19 protein-coding genes are annotated in these 16390 nt (G+C 60.6%); 6 read left to right on the top strand and 13 right to left on the bottom strand.

Annotated elements, in window-relative coordinates; all coding sequences use genetic code 11:
• Nucleotides 1–71: 71 nt before the first annotated feature.
• On the bottom strand, nucleotides 72–1013 hold the full coding sequence (locus CUN63_RS03630; RefSeq protein ID WP_129437264.1) for a tetratricopeptide repeat protein: 942 nt from the start codon (nucleotides 1011–1013) through the stop codon (nucleotides 72–74).
• 209 nt (nucleotides 1014–1222) lie between these two features.
• Between CUN63_RS03630 and CUN63_RS03625 the strand changes: the two genes are divergently transcribed.
• The 5 genes from CUN63_RS03625 (at nucleotide 1223) to CUN63_RS03605 (ending at nucleotide 5743) form a co-directional block, all read left to right on the top strand.
• Nucleotides 1223–1906 (top strand): response regulator, encoded by a 684-nt coding sequence (locus CUN63_RS03625; RefSeq protein WP_129437262.1) that lies wholly within the window; start codon nucleotides 1223–1225, stop codon nucleotides 1904–1906.
• Nucleotides 1903–3228, top strand: coding sequence for an ATP-binding protein (locus tag CUN63_RS03620; RefSeq protein WP_129437260.1), 1326 nt, complete (start codon nucleotides 1903–1905; stop codon nucleotides 3226–3228). The genes CUN63_RS03625 and CUN63_RS03620 overlap by 4 nt, the downstream gene beginning before the upstream one ends.
• Nucleotides 3229–3458: 230 nt before the next feature.
• Nucleotides 3459–3944, top strand: coding sequence for a GNAT family N-acetyltransferase (locus tag CUN63_RS03615; protein ID WP_129437258.1), 486 nt, complete (start codon nucleotides 3459–3461; stop codon nucleotides 3942–3944).
• 77 nt (nucleotides 3945–4021) lie between these two features.
• A complete protein-coding gene (locus CUN63_RS03610) occupies nucleotides 4022–5434 on the top strand; it encodes an aspartate aminotransferase family protein (protein ID WP_129437256.1) in 1413 nt (470 codons plus the stop codon).
• Between the two features lie 81 nt (nucleotides 5435–5515).
• On the top strand, nucleotides 5516–5743 hold the full coding sequence (locus CUN63_RS03605) for an MbtH family protein (protein WP_008152757.1): 228 nt from the start codon (nucleotides 5516–5518) through the stop codon (nucleotides 5741–5743).
• A 186-nt stretch (nucleotides 5744–5929) separates the two neighbouring features.
• Here CUN63_RS03605 and CUN63_RS03600 read toward each other — a convergent pair whose 3' ends face one another.
• The 10 genes from CUN63_RS03600 to soxR all read right to left on the bottom strand — a co-directional run bounded on the left by CUN63_RS03600 (nucleotide 5930) and on the right by soxR (nucleotide 13525).
• Nucleotides 5930–6844 carry a metal ABC transporter solute-binding protein, Zn/Mn family gene (locus CUN63_RS03600; protein WP_129437254.1) on the bottom strand — a complete coding sequence of 305 codons (915 nt, stop codon included), beginning with the start codon at nucleotides 6842–6844 and terminating at the stop codon, nucleotides 5930–5932.
• A complete protein-coding gene (locus tag CUN63_RS03595; protein WP_003226663.1) occupies nucleotides 6845–7744 on the bottom strand; it encodes a metal ABC transporter permease in 900 nt (299 codons plus the stop codon).
• Nucleotides 7744–8469, bottom strand: coding sequence for a metal ABC transporter ATP-binding protein (locus CUN63_RS03590; protein ID WP_129437252.1), 726 nt, complete (start codon nucleotides 8467–8469; stop codon nucleotides 7744–7746). Before CUN63_RS03590 ends, CUN63_RS03595 begins: the two co-directional genes overlap by 1 nt.
• 49 nt (nucleotides 8470–8518) lie before the next feature.
• Nucleotides 8519–9445: a metal ABC transporter substrate-binding protein gene (locus CUN63_RS03585; RefSeq protein WP_129437250.1), complete on the bottom strand. Its 927-nt coding sequence runs from the start codon at nucleotides 9443–9445 to the stop codon at nucleotides 8519–8521.
• Nucleotides 9446–9480: 35 nt separating this feature from the next.
• Entirely contained in the window at nucleotides 9481–10053 is a 573-nt protein-coding gene (locus CUN63_RS03580) for a DUF6162 family protein (RefSeq protein WP_129437248.1), read from the bottom strand.
• Entirely contained in the window at nucleotides 10050–10379 is a 330-nt protein-coding gene (locus tag CUN63_RS03575; RefSeq protein WP_129437246.1) for a hypothetical protein, read from the bottom strand. Before CUN63_RS03575 ends, CUN63_RS03580 begins: the two co-directional genes overlap by 4 nt.
• Nucleotides 10376–10918, bottom strand: coding sequence for a thiamine pyrophosphate-binding protein (locus CUN63_RS03570; RefSeq protein WP_129437244.1), 543 nt, complete (start codon nucleotides 10916–10918; stop codon nucleotides 10376–10378). The genes CUN63_RS03575 and CUN63_RS03570 overlap by 4 nt, the downstream gene beginning before the upstream one ends.
• A complete protein-coding gene (locus CUN63_RS03565) occupies nucleotides 10918–12114 on the bottom strand; it encodes a PepSY domain-containing protein (protein WP_129437242.1) in 1197 nt (398 codons plus the stop codon). Before CUN63_RS03565 ends, CUN63_RS03570 begins: the two co-directional genes overlap by 1 nt.
• A gap of 369 nt (nucleotides 12115–12483) precedes the next feature.
• Entirely contained in the window at nucleotides 12484–12942 is a 459-nt protein-coding gene (locus tag CUN63_RS03555) for a VOC family protein (protein WP_129437238.1), read from the bottom strand.
• 115 nt (nucleotides 12943–13057) lie between these two features.
• Nucleotides 13058–13525, bottom strand: a complete 468-nt coding sequence (gene soxR, locus CUN63_RS03550; RefSeq protein ID WP_129437236.1) for a redox-sensitive transcriptional activator SoxR — start codon at nucleotides 13523–13525, stop codon at nucleotides 13058–13060.
• Nucleotides 13526–13620: 95 nt separating this feature from the next.
• On the opposite strand from soxR, the gene CUN63_RS03545 reads away from it, so the two are divergent.
• A complete protein-coding gene (locus CUN63_RS03545) occupies nucleotides 13621–13986 on the top strand; it encodes an antibiotic biosynthesis monooxygenase (RefSeq protein ID WP_129437234.1) in 366 nt (121 codons plus the stop codon).
• On the opposite strand, the gene CUN63_RS03540 is transcribed toward CUN63_RS03545, so the two are convergent.
• Nucleotides 13983–15086: a sigma-54-dependent Fis family transcriptional regulator gene (locus CUN63_RS03540; RefSeq protein WP_129437232.1), complete on the bottom strand. Its 1104-nt coding sequence runs from the start codon at nucleotides 15084–15086 to the stop codon at nucleotides 13983–13985. The genes CUN63_RS03545 and CUN63_RS03540 overlap by 4 nt on opposite strands.
• A gap of 23 nt (nucleotides 15087–15109) precedes the next feature.
• On the bottom strand, nucleotides 15110–16297 hold the full coding sequence (locus tag CUN63_RS03535) for an acyl-CoA dehydrogenase family protein (protein WP_129437230.1): 1188 nt from the start codon (nucleotides 16295–16297) through the stop codon (nucleotides 15110–15112).
• Nucleotides 16298–16390 lie beyond the last annotated feature (93 nt).

Below are 16390 nucleotides of genomic sequence, written 5' to 3'. Positions count from 1 at the left end.
ATGGCCAGCGATTAACCGGGGGTTAACGCAAGACGTCGATGGCCGTCTTCGGTGATTGGCGCCCGGCGGGATCAGGCAATGTCGCTATAGGTCAGCCTGAATTCGGACATCGGGGGATGAGTCGTTTTCCATTGCTGCGCGAAGGCTTTGGCGGCAGTTATTTGATCAGTCGTCATCTCCTCGGCGATATCGTCAAGGTATTGTCTGGCGCTATCGTGTCGAGACAGCTCTTTGGTGGTTTCGACGACCAGCCAGATCAACCCATAGCCTTTGACCAGATCCTTCGTGAAGCCATATTCGTTATCGACACCGCTGTCATCTTGATAGAAACCGCTGAGTGCGAAACCGTAATTCAATACGCCGTTCACGTCATTGAGCTGTGCGCGTTTTTCCAGCCATTGGCGCCTCAGAGGAAGATCCTGGTTGATCGGGGTACGGTTGGTGTACCAGTGGACCGCTTTCGAAAAACCGGCGTCGGCGGCTTTTTTCAGCAGCGCATCGATGGTGGATCGACGTTGCTCACTGTCGGAAATGAGCGTTTCGTCCTGGTCGTACTTGACCGCGAGAATGTACTGGCCCTCCAGGGAGCCGGCATCCGCAGCTTTTTTCAATGTTTCAATGTTCTGGTCCAGCTCGTACAACTCAAGCATGGCTTGAGCGGCATTGGCCTGGGCCAGTTCCTTTGCTTTCCTGAGCGAGGCTTCGTCGCCCAGTCGCATCAGGGCATAAACATGATTCTGGGCACCAGCGAGTCGATACCAGTCTTTTGCTTCGTCGGTGATGCTGCCCGCCTGACGCCTTGTCACCTCCCCCAACGCATATTGCGACGCACGGTCTCCCGCGACGGCGGCAACCGTCAGATAAGGCTTCGCCTGGATGAATTCGCCCAGGTTGTACAGGGCCAGGCCCTTGGTTATCGCTTCTTTTGGCTGATCGTTGCCTTGGGTTGCCAGCGCGCTCAGGGCGTCAAACAGATTGAACAGAATCGTTAAAGCACTTGCATGGGAATACATGATGGATACCTGTATTGAGTCGAGTTGAATTTAAGTACTACCCGACACAGGCTATTGAGAAGGGGACGCACGGGTGCGGTATATATGTATTGCGTTGAATTGATCCTGCGACGTGAATGCAAGCCCTGCTTCTCGTCAGCCGAAGCCCTTGCCATAATTGCGACTTAATCCTCACCTGTTTGACTAGGGTCTTTGCTCATGGAGTTCCCATGCACGTACTGGTTTGCGAAGACGATGAGCTGATTGCCAGCGGTATCGTTGCCGGCCTCACCGCACAGGGCCTGACCGTGGAGCATGTCGCCACCGCGTCGGCGGCCCGGGCGATGCTCAAGGTCGCCGAATTCGATGTGATGGTGCTCGACCTCGGTCTACCCGATGAAGACGGTTTGAAGCTGCTGCAGCAGTTGCGACACAGCGGTCTGGAAATCCCGGTGTTGATCCTCACCGCCCGGGATTCGGTCACCGACCGCGTCGACGGTTTGCAGGCCGGTGCCGACGATTACCTGCTCAAGCCGTTCGATCTGCGCGAGCTCGCGGCACGCTTGCATACCCTGTTGCGACGGGTGGCAGGACGCAGTGTCAACCTGATCGAGCACGGTGCCCTGACGTACGACCCGAGTAGCCGCGAAACCACCCTTGCGGGCCAGCCGGTGGACCTGTCCCGTCGTGAGCAGTCGTTGTTGCAGGCCTTGCTGCATAATCGGGGCCGGGTGCTGTCGACCGAGCAACTGAAAGACAGCGTTTATGGTTTTAACGATGAGCTGGAAAGCAACGCTCTCAACGTGCATATCCATCACCTGCGGCGCAAACTCGGCAATGGCATTGTCGAGACGGTGCGCGGCCTGGGCTATCGCCTGGGGCCGGCCGATGGCGCAGAGGTATTGAAAAAGTGATGAGCCTGCGTTTGCGCCTGAGCCTGACACTCGGCGCCGCTTTTGCCCTGATCTGGGCCCTGGCAGCGGCCTGGATGCTCAGCGACCTGCGCAATCAGATGATGTTTTCCCTCGACCAGCGGCTGGTGGCCTCGGCACGCATGGTCGCCGGCTTGATGGAGCAATTGCCGCCATTGCCGAGCAAGGGCGAGGGCACCCATTTCAGCGCTGAACAACTGAACCTCCCCGGCGGCATGGCCTGCCAGGTCAGTTCATTGCGCGGCGAAATCCTCGCCCGCAGTCACACCGATCCGCAACAAACCCTCGAAGCCGAGAAAATGGGCTTTCACGACCAGATGATTGATGGCGCGCCGTGGCGCAGTTTCACCCTGGCCCGCGGCGACGTGCGCATCACCACCGCTGATCGGCAGATCGAGCGGGAGGCGCTGAACATGTCGATCCTGCTGGCGGCTTCGGTGCCGGTGGGCGTGGCCTTGCTCGGCTGCCTGTGCCTGCTCTGGCTGGGGATCGGCCAGGGGCTGGCGCCGCTCAACCGCATGCGCGATGCCTTGATGCGCCGCAGTGCCGATTCTCTCGAACCCTTGCAAATCCAGCCGCTGCCCAGCGAACTGCAACCGTTGCTGGACACCCAGAATCAGCTGTTCCAACGGATCGGAAAGACCATCGAACGGGAACGCCGCTTGACCGGTGACGCCGCCCACGAGTTACGCAGCCCGCTGACGGCGATCAAGACCCACCTGCAAGTGGCGCGCATGACTGACGGCGCGGCCCGGGATCAATCCCTGGCCCGGGCCGAAGAGGGCGCCGATCGCCTGCACCGGACCCTTGAACAATTGCTGTTGCTGGCGCGGGTCGAGGGCAGTCTGTCGTTCGATGACGGCGTGCAATGCAGCGCCGAGCAGGTGGCGAAACTGGCGATTCAGGACGCCGCCAGTGGTGATCGTCAGCGGATCAAATTTCAGATGCCGAGCAAATTCTCCGCTGCACCGGTGCAAATGCCAGCAGTTTTGTCGATTGCGGCGTTGCGCAACCTGCTGGACAACGCACTGCGTCATACCCCTGGCGAAGGGGCGGTGGAGCTGAGCCTGGAAACCACTGGCAGTCGTGTGCACTTTTTGGTTCGCGACCACGGCCCGGGGATTGCCGAAGACGACCTGCAACACCTGACCCAACGCTTCTGGCGCAACGGGCAGAGCACCGGTTGCGGCCTGGGTCTGGCGATTGTTCAGGCGATCGTCCAGCGCTGCGGTTGCACCCTGCATTTCGACAGTCGACCGGACGGGTTGCGAGTCGAACTGACCATGCCGTTGCAACCCATCTAACAAGCACCGCAGAGCAAATGTGGGAGCGGGCTTGCTCGCGAAAGCGGTTTAACATTCAACGATGATGTTGGCTGGGAGTCCGCCTTCGTCGGAACGCCGCCCGGAGCAAGCCCGCTCCCACACTGGTTTTGTGTTGCACACCAAATGTAACGTCTCTCCATTAGCCATCCACTCGCCACAACGCTATCGTCCCCGGCAGCTTTTTCTCAATGGATTGAGGTAACAGCGCCATGTATGCCCCCCTACACATTTGCAAGGCAACCCCCGCCGATGCCGGCATCATCAGCCGGATCGTCGAGCGCTCCATTCGCGTGGGTTGCGCGCTTGACCATCGCAACGATCCGCTCACCGTCGCCACCTGGACCCACAACAAAACCATCGAACACGTGCAGCCCTGGTTGGCCGACGAGCGGTTGTACCTGAACATCGCCCTGTTGCACGACAAACCGGTCGGCGTCGCGATGGCTGCGATCAGCGGCAAGGTCGCGTTCTGTTACGTGCAGCCGGAATGGTTTCGGCGTGGGGCCGGGCAAGCACTGGTGCGCGACCTCGAAGGCTGGTTGACCGATCGGGGGTTGCGTCAAGCCCGACTCAATAGCACCCGCACCAGCGAAGCGTTTTACCGTCATCTGGGTTACCAGCCTTGCGCTGAAACCTTCACGGTGGCGGGGCTCCACGCCATCCCCATGCACAAAGCGCTGACACCCCCCTCATAGAAAGCTGATCGAGGGTCTAAATCCTCGGCGCCCTGATGCGTTTCCAGAACAGGAAAACCTTATTGAGGGGTCGAGAGATGTCAGTCGCTACCAGCCTTATGGAAGATCAGTCGGCCCGGATCACTCCGGCGCCGACCGAGACGCTTTATCAGTTCAACGAATCGCCGCTGCTGGCCCGTCAAAACCAGCAGGAATCGAATGCCCGCAGCTATCCGCGACGCATTCCCCTGGCCCTCAAGCGTGCCAAGGGCATTTATGTCGAAGACGTCGAAGGCCGCCGTTTCATCGACTGCCTGGCCGGCGCAGGGACGTTGGCCCTTGGGCACAACCATCCGGTGGTGATCGAAGCGATCCAGCAAGTGCTGACGGATGAACTGCCGCTGCACACCCTCGACCTGACCACCCCGGTCAAGGATCAGTTCGTTCAGGACCTGTTCAGTCTGCTGCCGCTGGCTTTGGCCGCTGAAGCCAGGATCCAGTTCTGTGGCCCGACCGGCACCGACGCGGTGGAAGCCGCGCTGAAACTGGTGCGCACCGCCACCGGACGCAGCACCGTGTTGTCGTTCCAGGGCGGTTATCACGGCATGAGCCAAGGCGCGCTGAGCCTGATGGGCAGTCTGGGGCCGAAAAAACCCTTGGGCGCCTTGCTCAGCAGCGGTGTGCAGTTCATGCCATATCCTTACAATTATCGCTGCCCGTTCGGTCTCGGCGGCGCGCAAGGTGTGCAGGTCAATCTCAACTACCTGGAAAACCTGCTCAATGATCCAGAGGCCGGTGTGCAATTGCCGGCCGCGGTGATCGTTGAAGCGGTGCAGGGCGAGGGTGGGGTGATCCCGGCCGATCTTGATTGGTTGCGCGGCCTGCGACGGATTACCGAAAAGGCCGGTGTCGCGCTGATCGTCGACGAGATTCAGAGCGGTTTTGCCCGCACCGGCAAGATGTTCGCCTTCGAACACGCCGGGATCATTCCCGACGTAGTGGTCATGTCCAAAGCCATCGGTGGCAGTTTGCCGTTGGCCGTGGTGGTCTATCGCGACTGGCTCGACACCTGGCTGCCGGGCGCCCATGCCGGGACCTTCCGCGGCAATCAGATGGCCATGGCCGCAGGTTCTGCGGTGATGCGTTACCTGACCGAACACAAGGTCTGCGAGCACGCTGCCGCCATGGGCGAACGCTTGAGCGAACACCTGCGCATCCTGCAACGGGACTTCCCGCAGCTGGGTGATATTCGGGGGCGCGGCTTGATGCTGGGTGTTGAGCTGGTCGATCCGACTGGCGAGCCGGATGCGCTGGGTCATCCGCCGATCTTCGGTCGTCTGTCGCCGCTGGTGCAGCGTGAATGCCTCAAGCGCGGCTTGATCCTCGAACTGGGCGGGCGTCATGGCGGCGTGGTGCGCTTCCTGCCGCCGCTGGTGATCACTGCCGCGGAAATCGATCGGGTGGCCGAGATTTTCGGCCGAGCCATGGCCGCTGCCACCGCCAGCCTCTAAATTTTTCAGCGCCTCTAACGTTCCTTCTACATAACGGCTGCGCACGCAGTGCAGCCCACCCTACAGCGATGGAGAAACACCATGACTTCAGTATTCGACCGCGAGGACATCCTCTTTCAGGTCGTGGTCAACCACGAAGAGCAGTACTCGATCTGGCCCGACTACAAAGCCGTGCCTGCAGGCTGGCGCACCGTGGGCAAGAGCGGCCTGAAAAAGGAATGCCTGGCTTACATTGAAGAAACCTGGACTGACATGCGTCCACTGAGCTTGCGCCAGAAGATGGAAGAACAAGCGGCTGTGGCTCACTGAGTCACCGCGCAAAAAGAAGCCCGCTGAACCGAGAAGGTCAGCGGGCTTTTTCATATCTGGAATGTGTGTTGCTTGTGAGGCCGCCTTCGCGAGCAAGCCTGCTCCCACATTGGATCTGTGTCGCGCCACAAATCCAATGTGGGAGCGGGCTTGCTCGCGAAGAACGATAACGCGGTCCAACTGACGTTACGCCCCGCTCAACCCCTTGATCACCAAATCCACATTCCCCTCCAGCTCGGCCACCGGATCCGCCGCATCCACACTCAACACCACCAACCGACTCCCAGCCTCAGCAATCACCGCTTTCACCGCATCCGACGGCTGTCGGTGATGCAGCACCACCGCCACGTCATTGTCCTTGAGCATCGCACCCAATTGATTGAGCGCTTCAGGTGTCCACTCGGCGTCCGGCCGCGCATCGAGGCCGATCAGTTCCAGGTTGAGGCCGCCGATCAGATAGCCAAAGTGATCGCTCAGGCTCATCACGCTGAGGTTATCGGCACTGGCCAACCGCGCTTCGCTGTCAGCGCTGAGCTTGAGCAAGCGCTGTTTGAGCGTCGCCAGGTTAGCCTCGATCTTCGGCTTTGCCTCGGGCGCCAGGCGCACCAGGTCCGCCGCCATAACGTCCGCCATCCGCCCCATATTGTTGCTGGAAAACCACGGCTGACTGTTCAACCCATCAACTTTGTTGCCGGGTTGCACGGCGATGCCGGGCAGGGCGCCGTCCACCGGGCGGGCGGCGTCGATTTCAATGATGCGGATGTTGCTACGCCGGGAGATCGGATACAGCGGATCATCCGCCCACAACGAGCGCAGGCCGATCACCGCATCGGCGTTGGTCGCCAGTTTGGCCAGCGCCGGCGCGCCACGACCCGTGAAGTACGCGGTCTGACGGCTACCGGGCAAATTCGCCGGCGCGGCACGTTCAAGGTTGACATCGGTGCCTTTGAGCAAGACTGCGCCCAGACCATAAGTGATCGGCAAGGACGCCAGCACGCGCAGCGGTTTGACGCTGTCAGCTGCAAAGGTTGTGTTGACCAGCCCGCACAGGGGCAATGTGAAGGTCAATGCCAGGGTCAATTGACGCAAAGTAAAAAACATTTATCCGAGATTCCCTTTCAGGCTGGGGACAACGCCACGCGCAATGGCGGCGAGAGCGAAGGCGATACCGGCCACCAGAATGATCGCGGCGCCGGACGGGATAGGCAGGTCGAAGACAATCGGCGCAAGGATCCCGCACAGCGTGCTGACCGTGGCGATCAGCACCGAGCACCAGAAGAAGCCCTTCAGCGACTGACTCAGCAATCGCGCAGCTGCAGCTGGAATCACCAGCAGAGCACCGACCAGAATCGCGCCGATGACTTTCACCGCCGCCACGGTGATCAGGGTCACCAGAATCACAAACAGATAATCCAGGGTCTTCACCGCCACACCACGCACCGCCGCCAGTTGCGGATTGAAACTGGCCAGCATGATGCGGTTGTACAACGGCAAGGCCAGCGCCATGACCAGCGAACCGACGATGGCCAGCACCAGCAGGTCATTGCCGTTGACGGTCAGTACCGAACCGAACAGTACGTTTTCGAGGATGTGTACGTTGATCTTGCCCGCCAGAATCAGCAGCAGACTGGCACCCAGCGCCAACGACACCGACAGAAACACACCGATCAACGTATCCGGCGCCAGACCCGTGCGGTTACGCAGGTAATTCAGCAAGATGCCGAACAACAAGCAGTAGCCGAACAGACTGCCATAAGGCCCGGTGTAAGGTTCGCCCAGCAGAATGCCGATGGCCACGCCGGTCAGCGCCGCGTGGCCCACCGCTTCAGAGAAAAACGCGAAACGCTTGACCACCACCAACGTACCCAATCCGCCCAGCACCGGGCCGATCAGCAAGCCGGCGAGCAACGCGTTGACCACAAATCCATAGGCCAGCGCCTCGGGCAAGTAACCCGACGAGGCCCAACCCTGGACCATCAAACGAAAGGCTTCGTAACTCATCAGGCAGCCCTCCGTGGTTGGGTCGAAAACAGGGTCAGCAATCGCTCCGGGGTCAGCGCCTGTTTCGGCGTGGCATCGAACAGTACCCGGCGATTGAGCCCGGTGACCCGATCCGCCAGACGTCCAACCGCTTCCAGATCATGCTCGATCCACAGCACGGTGATGCCGCTCTGGCGCCAGTCGCCGAGCAGCCGTTCGAACACCTGAATACCGGCCTCGTCTAGCGCCGACATCGGTTCGTCGAGCACCAGCAACTGCGGCGCCGGAATCAGTCCCTGAGCCAGCAACACCCGCTGGCGCTCACCGCCGGACAACGCACCCATGCGCCGCTTCCGTTTGTCCTGCATACCGACCCGTTCCAGGGCTTCGCCAATCGCGGCGGCGTAGTGCTTGCTCAACCCGAGAAACGCCGGGCGCCGCTGGCACATCGCGGCCATGAAATCGTCGACGGTCATCGGCAAACCTCGATCGAATTCCAGGGCTTGGGGTACGTAGCCGATGGTTCCAGGTGTGCCGGGCCATTGCAGACTCAAGCGACCCTGATGGGGCATCTGCCCGAGCAAGGTCTTGATCAGCGAGCTTTTGCCGCCACCGTTGGGGCCGACCAGTGCATGCACGCTGCCGGGCTGGACCTGGAACGTGACGTTGTCGAGGATCGTCGTGCGCCCGAGGGTCAAACTGACCTCCGCAAAATCCAGCGTCGCACCGCCGCTCCCACAGGGGATTCGGGGGCTGTCGGGGTTGGGTTTTGTGCACAGATGGTTTCTTTAGCCGTCATTGGCCGGACTCCTGAATCGCCCGGACCACGGTGTTGAGGTTGCCGGTCATTTCCTTTTCATACTTGTCGGCGGTGTACTCGCCATAGGAAATGTGCGACAGCGGGTACAGCTTCACCCCGGATTCACGCTGGATGGTCTCGACGTAGGTGGACGGGAAATCCATCTCCGAGAAGATCACTTTCACGTCCAGTTCCCGCAGTTGATCGATGGTTTTTTTCAACTGGCTCGGGCTCGGTTCGATGCCGTGGGCCGGTTCGACCACGGCGGTCACTTCCAGGCCAAACTCGCGCAGCAAATAGTCGTAAGCCGCGTGAACCGTGGCCACTCGCAGTTCGGCGTTCGGCGCCTGGGTCAGTTTCGCCAGGGCGTCGGCGCGCATCTGCCGCAGGCGTTTGCCGTAGGCGCGGGCGTTCTGGGTGTAGGTCTTGGCATTGGCCGGGTCGAGCTTGCCCAGTTCCCGTGCGATGTTGTTGACCTGGGCAATCGAGGCACTGATCGACAGGAAGGTGTGCGGGTTTACGACCTTGCCGGCGCCGCGAGCGGCGACGCCGGTGGCGGCCAGCAACGGTACATTTTCGTTGGCTTCGATCACGGGAATGTTCGGCGTTTCGCTGGCGGCGATCATGCGGTCGGCGAAGTCGTCATGGCCGACACCGTTGAGCACGACTACGTCCAGACCGCTGATGCGCTTGATGTCTTCGGCGCGCGGCTCGTAGGCATGCGGGTTGAAACCGGCCGGAATCAGCGGCACCACCTCGGCCTTGTCACCGACGATGTTCGCCACGTAGCTGTAATAAGGGTGCAGGGTGATGCCGATGCGCAGGCGCTTGGCCGCGTCGGCATAGGCCAGCGGGGTCAGCAGACAAGCCAGTAAGCCGACCAACATCAGGCGCAAGAAAGAACGTTGAGATGAAATAGGCATGGGAAAGCGGTCTTCTCTCGGGTGAAGGCGAGGGTTCAGTGCCGGTGCTGGCGGGTCACGCCGGCATCGAATTGCGCGACGATCTGCTGCCAGCCAGCGCTTTCCAGCGCGGCGTCGGTGAGGTCGGTCGGGGCAGCGAGGGCGTTGCCGCGGTTGAGCCAGACGTCCGGAGCATCATCGTCAGCGGTCAAACGCATCAGAAACGAACCCGCCACGGTGGGCGTCTGGCTCTGGCCGAAGTAAGCCTTGGCGTCGAGCAATTGCCAGGCATGACCGCCGCGGCTGACGGAACTGGCGTCCTGGGCGAACGGCGCAAAACCTTCATCGGCGAGGGCGGCGGGGGCGGGTAGCGCTTGTTGCTCCTGACGCAGCAGATGAATTTCGTCGAGCGTCACCCGCAGGTCGGCGTAGATGCCTTGCTCGGACGCGCTCAAGTCACGACGGGCATCCAGTTGATGGCTGCCAACGCTGCTGACTTCCTGAGACTCACCGCGCCAGGCGACTACCGAGCCGGCAACCGCGAGGATCATCAGGCACAACAGCAACACATAGAGGGTTTCATGGCCGGCACCGGCCGGGCGGACGATTTGCGTAGTCGGTGTACTCATGGGGCTTCGATGTCCGCTTGGTCAATCTCGACGACGTGACCGGGACCTGCGTCGAACAGCACGTAGAACTCGGCGCCGGGCTTCTTGAAAGTCAGGGTCGAATCGGCGCCGAGCTTGCCGGGCACCAGGATGGTTTCGTCGTAGCCGATCACATCCAGGGTCACGCCCGGCGCGCCGCTGCCGTCGGAGAAACCGCCGGTGCATTTGATCTGCTCGGCGTCGATGGCTTTGCATTCGCACATCGGGTTGTGGGCCAGGGCGCTGGCGCTGAAACCGGCGCAGAGCACCAGCAGCGTGGCGCTCAGAGGACGTATAACGTTGATCATGGTTTGCCTCCTTGTTGGTTCAGCCAGGCGAGGGTGGCCGGGGATGCCTGGCTCAGGGGGACGGAGGCCTGATGCATGGCGCCGTCCCAGCCTTCCATGGTGATCCACAGCTCGGCGTCGGCTTTGGTCTTCTCGGGGATCGGCAACATCGCGCCCATGCGGTACGGCGTGCCAAAGAAAATCACCCCGGCAGCGCGCAGGCTGCGCGGTTTGCCAATACGCAGGTAAGTCGCCTTGACCTGATCGCGGCAGCTGTCGCACAGCGCCGCGTTGAAGTTCTTCATGTAACCGGCCGGACCATCGAGGGTCGGTGCATCGTTACGCAATTCGGCCAGGCGCAGGCTCCAGGGGCCGACCTGAACCTCGCCGATCTCCCGCTCGCCCAGGCCGGTGTCACCGCGAAACAGCGCAGCGTCGGCAAAGTATTTGGGCATGAAGCCCAGCGGCACCAGCAACAGCAGAACGTTGATGTGGAAGCGCCATTTGTGCCAGAAACGACTCAGTTTCGAGCCCGGTTTATCAGCGGTAAACAGACTCATTAGCTGACCTCCGTGGTTTCACGGCTGTGGGCCGCAGCGGTCTGGCTGCGCGGGCGTTTATGGCTGCGCTTGAGGGCATTGGCCGTGGCCAGGGCGGTGCGTTTGGTCCAGATCAACAGGCCGCTGAGGACCATCATGCTCAGGATCAGGCCGAAGAAGAACCAGATCAGCTTGATCCAGATGCCGCCGAAATCCCCGGTGTGCAGCGGACGCATGGATTCGGTCACCAGCTCCAGGCCGGAACGATCCGACAACAGGCGGGTGGCGGCGATGTCGCCGGTGTACGGGTTGATGTCGGCGGTCTGGAACATCAGCGGATACCAACTGCGTCCGCCTACCGACAGATAGCTATAGGCATTGGCAGGCAGGCTGACGAAGCTGTCGTCCAGTCCGGGAATACGTTCCTTGGCTTCGCGGATCGCCGTCTCCAGGCTGATCATCGGCGCTGGCGAACCGTCGGCAGTCAGCGGGACACTTTCACGCGGGACCACGGCAGCCACCGGCGCGGTGGAAATCGAAATCTGGTTATCGAACATGAACGCCTGAATCAGAAACCAGGTGCTGGTGATGGAAATCACCGCGATGAACCAGATCGACCAGATGCCGCTGAGGCGGTGAAAGTCGCCCCAGAAAATCCGTGCGCCGTGACGAATGCGCAACGTCGGGCGCAAGAAACCTTTCCAGAAACGCTTGTAGACCACCAGCCCGGTGACCAACGAAGCCAGCAACGGCAAGCTCAGGAATGACACCAGGTACCAGCCCCAGCTGTAGCCATTGGTAAACGGCACGAGCCACCAGCCATGCAGGGCGCGGGTAAACGCCTTGAAATTGAACTGCGGCGCCGTGCCCTGAATGACGCCGCTGTAGGGATTGACGTAGACCGTCACGGAGCGACCGTCGGGGTAGCTGACGTCCACGTCGAGGGCGAAGTGCGATTCATCGGGCCGACTGATGCCTTCGACCAGTGTGTTCGGCTCCGCTTTTTTGATCGCGGCTATGATCTGGTCATAACTGAGCAGCGGCGCATCGTCCGAGGGTTGGCTGGCGCGCATTTGCGGGTTGGCCAGCCAGACGATTTCCTGGCTGATCACCGCCAGGGTGCCGGTCACGCAGACGATCAGTACGAAAAACCAGATCGGCAATGCCAGCCAGCTATGGACCAGAAACCAGAGTTTTGAACGGGATTTCTTCGACATGATTAAAGGTCTTGTTTCGATGAATGGGCCTCTGCTGCGGTCTTCTCGGCGATGAGGTCCATGAAAGGCCGGCCGTGGCTTTTGCCTACGCGGGCCGACTGCATCTAAATAAGACGGATGAGCATCGAAAATCCCGAAGGGGGATATGAAAGAAAATGTTTCGTATTGCAATGAAGCCTGCCCTTTGTGGGAGCGAGCCTGCTCGCGAAAGCGCTTTGACATTCAGCATTGATGTTGACTGGCCCAACGCTATCGCGAGCAAGCTCGCTCCCACAGGTGATCTTGGGTGTTCACAAATAACGTGTTCGCAGAAGATCCCATGTGGGAGCGAGCTTGCTCGCGATGAGGCCAGATCAGCCACCGAAGATTTCAGCCCTGCTTGAACATCTCCTTCGCCCGCTGTTCGATCTGCTCCTGAGTCAGATCTTCCTTGCGCGTGGCCAGAAACCACAGATGCCCATAGGGATCCTTCAGGGTTCCCGAGCGGTCGCCATAAAACTGATCCTTGACCTCGGACACCACCGTGCCACCAGCCGCAATCGCCTGTTTATAAGACTTGTCCACATCGTTCACATACAGATGCAGCCCCACAGACGGCGACTTGTCCGGATTGCTCAATGGCCCCTGATCGCATGGCGTGCCAAGCATGATCGGGCAATCGCCGATGCGCAGTTCAGCGTGGCCGATGCCGCCATCGGGCATGGACAGACGCATGATTTCGGTGGCACCAAAGGCTTTCTTGTAGAACTCGATGGCTTCGGCTGCTTTTTGAATGCCCAGATAAGGCGTGATGCTGTGATAACCCTCTGGAATAGGTTTGACGCTCATGGCTGTTCTCCCTGTTTTTGTTGTCAATCGAGAAAGATCCTGTGCCGTTTTCCGGCCGGATAACTATAGGTCAGCCTCTTTTCTGCAACCGAGTGTCCGACGAGCAGCAGCACCGCTATTTCGGATCAGTCCCCGATTCCAGTAGCTGTGCCCCGGGCCCTCGTTCCCCCAGCACATCGCCAAAGTTGCGCAACGGACATGCCTCCATCGACAAACACCCACAGCCAATGCAGCCATTGAGCCGGTCCCGCAGCAAGGTCAGCTGATTGATCCGCTCATCCAGATCCCGACTCCACTGCGCCGACAACACCTTCCAGTCCGCTGCCGTCGGCGCCCGATTGTCCGGTAGCGATTTCAATGCCTCACCAATCTCCGCCAACGGAATGCCCAATCGCTGAGCCACTTTGATCAACGCCACCCGCCGCAACACTTCCCGTGGGTAACGCCGCTGGTTGCCCTGGTTGCGATTACTTTTGATCAAACCCTTGGATTCGTAAAAGTGCAGAGCCGTGACCGCGACACCGGTGCGCGCAGCCACTTGGCCGACGGTGAGTTCCTTGTGCAGATTTTCCGAGGTGATCATTTAAAAAATGCCCCTTGACCTCAAGTTAACTCGAGGTTTTACCCTGCAAGCCTTCGGATCGCAAGATCCGGCTTACAGGTCAGCGGGGACTCTTCATGCAACTGTCAGAGAAAAATCGCAGCTTCACCCAATTGATTGAATTCGAGATCGAACCCCATCAACAGCCCGCACTGGTGTCGGCTCTGTCGAAGCAGACCGAGCGTCTCGCCCAGGGTTACAGCGGTTTTCTGAGTGCCAGCATCCAGGCCAGCGACGATGGCCGGCGGGTGCTCAACTACCTGCAATGGCAAACACGCGAGGCGGGAGAAGCCGCGTTTCAAAGCTTTGAAAGCGGCGAGCAGGACTTCTGGCAACTGATCCGCGCCCATCAGGCGAAAACCGTGACCTTCGGCTCGTTCCAGGTGCTGCACAGCCTGGAACGCAGCCACGACAACGCGCTGCACTGCAATCTGGTGGGCTAGATCGACAGCTGCATGACACGCTCGCCCTGGAGATTTTCCGTGGGCCGGCGTTTGTTCACGGCCAGTTCGCCGATCTTGATCAGCCGCGTGCGCGTTACATTGCGGCTCAGCCCCAGCAGCGCAGCGGTGTGCACCTGGTTGTAGTGGCTGAAACGATAGGCGGCTCGCAGCAACGCGTCTTCGACTTTCTCGTGAAGCGCACCGGCCTGTTCTTCGAAAAGCTTTTGAAAGGCCCGATCGAGCAGGGCTTCCGGTGAGTCGTCGACGTTGCTGTGGTAGTCGTCCTGACGCTCGATGCGCATGTTCGACAGGCGCAGGTCGTCGCGTTCGATCACGCCGTTACGGCAGATCAGCAGGGTGTGGTGAATGACGTTTTCCAGTTCGCGGATGTTGCCCGGCCAGCTGTAGCCGCGCAGTTTCAGTTCGGCCTCTTTGCTGATGGTGATGGTGCCGTAGCCGAGGCGCTGGCTGTAGGCTTCGACGAAGTGTCGGGTCAGCGGCAGGATGTCGCCGGGGCGGTCGCGCAGCGGGCTCAATTCCAGGCTGACCACGTCGAGGCGGTAGTACAAGTCCTCACGGAAATGACCGGCGTTGATGGCTTTCTCCAGTTGCACGTTGGTCGCCGCCAGCACGCGCACGTTGATGGGAATGCTCTTGCGCGAACCCAGTCGCACCACTTCGCGCTCCTGCAATACCCGCAACAACTTGACCTGAATCGCCATCGGCAAATCGCCGATTTCGTCGAGGAACAACGTGCCGCCGTCGGCCTCCTCGAACCAGCCGGCCTTGGCGCTCAGCGCACCGGTGAAGGCACCTTTTTCATGGCCGAACAACTCGGCCTCCACCAGGGATTCGGAGAGCGCGCCGCAGTTCACCGCCACGAATGGCCGGTTGCGCCGGGCGCTGAGGTTGTGGATATGCCGCGCCACCAGCTCCTTGCCGGTGCCGGTTTCGCCGATGATCAGCACGCTGGCTTCACTCGGTGCGACTTGTTGAATGTGGGCAAGCAAGGCCTGGGATTTAGGGTCTTCGAACACCTGCGCCGTGGCGCGGATCGAGGTGGCCAGAGCGGGCGAGGGCGGTAAGGTCAGCAGTTGCATGGGCAGGCTCCATGAATAGAAGGCTATGAATAGAAAGTCGGAATCGGCAGGGACTGGTTGAGCGCCCAGTCACCCAGTTCATGGAGTTTGTAATCCACCGGGTCGTGCAGGGTTTGCGTGCGCAGGTTGCGCCAGTGGCGGTCCAGTCGCAGTGAGGCATGCGTTGAACGGGCGCCGGTCACTTCGAACAACCGGCTACAGAGTTCCAGACCGTTGCGGGTGGCAGCGACCTTGGCCGTGGCGATGGTGTTAGCGAGGTGCCCGCGTTCTTCGGCGCTGAGGTTCGGGCCTTTGGCCCAAGCCTTGTCGAGCAGCCCGGCAGCGCGCTCCACCAGCAGTCGAACACTTTCGAGGGCGACCCAGAATTCGCCGTAGTGGCCGAGTACATAAGGATCCTGACGCACATCCTGAGCACTGGATTTGTGCCACGGGCGGGTTTCGGTGAGGGTGTATTGCCGCGCCTCTTCGAAAGCACCTTCGGCGATGCCGAGAAACATGTGCGTGAAGGTCAGCTGGGCAATCAACGGCCGCAGGCAGGCGAATGGCGTACTCAAGGGACCTGGATCGAGCAGCAATTCCGACTCTTCGACCCGTACCCGTTCGAACGTCGCGCTGCCGCTGTCGGTCTGGCGCTGGCCCATGTTGTTCCAGTCGTTGTGCAAGGTGATGCCGCTGCGACCGCTGGGAATCGCGGCGATCAACAGCTTGCCGCCGGTGCTTTCGTCGACGGCCGAGGCGATCAGCATTTCCGAATCGCTGGCACCCGAGCAGAAACTTTTCTTGCCGGAAAACTCACGCCAGCCACCGAGGTTTTTCACCACGGTGCGGGTGTCCAGCGGGTTCAGGGCGTTGCCCCAGAACCAGTTCTTGCGTGCGGTTTGTTCGAACCATGGCTGCCACTGCTCGGGCCGGGCGAACAGGCGCACGGTGGCGAGCATCAGGTGATGGAAGCCGAAGACATGGGCAATCGAACTGTCGACCTTGGCGAACTCGCGCACGATGGTCAGGGTGTCACTCCAGCTGGCGCCGAGGCCTCCGTACTGGGCGGGAATGCTCAAGGCGAGCAGACCGCTGTGGCGCAAGGCGTCACGTTCGGTTTTGGGCGTACCGCCACGTTCATCGCGCTCGACAGCGGTCAGGGCAAACTCGGCGGCCAATCGGCGGGCGGTCTGCAAGGGGGATATCAGGGCGCTTTGCGGCTTGGCAGTCACGCGGGGTTCCTCATATGAGTCGACGCAAATCCCCTGTGGGAGCGGGCTTGCTCGCGAAGAGGCCATAACATTCAACATCAATGTCGACGGTAC

The organism is Pseudomonas sp. ACM7, from assembly GCF_004136015.1.
GTDB classification, from domain to species: Bacteria; Pseudomonadota; Gammaproteobacteria; order Pseudomonadales; family Pseudomonadaceae; genus Aquipseudomonas; species Aquipseudomonas frigoris.
The sequence above is the reverse complement of the archived record's forward strand: the minus strand, read 5'-3'. Positions and strand labels throughout refer to the sequence as shown.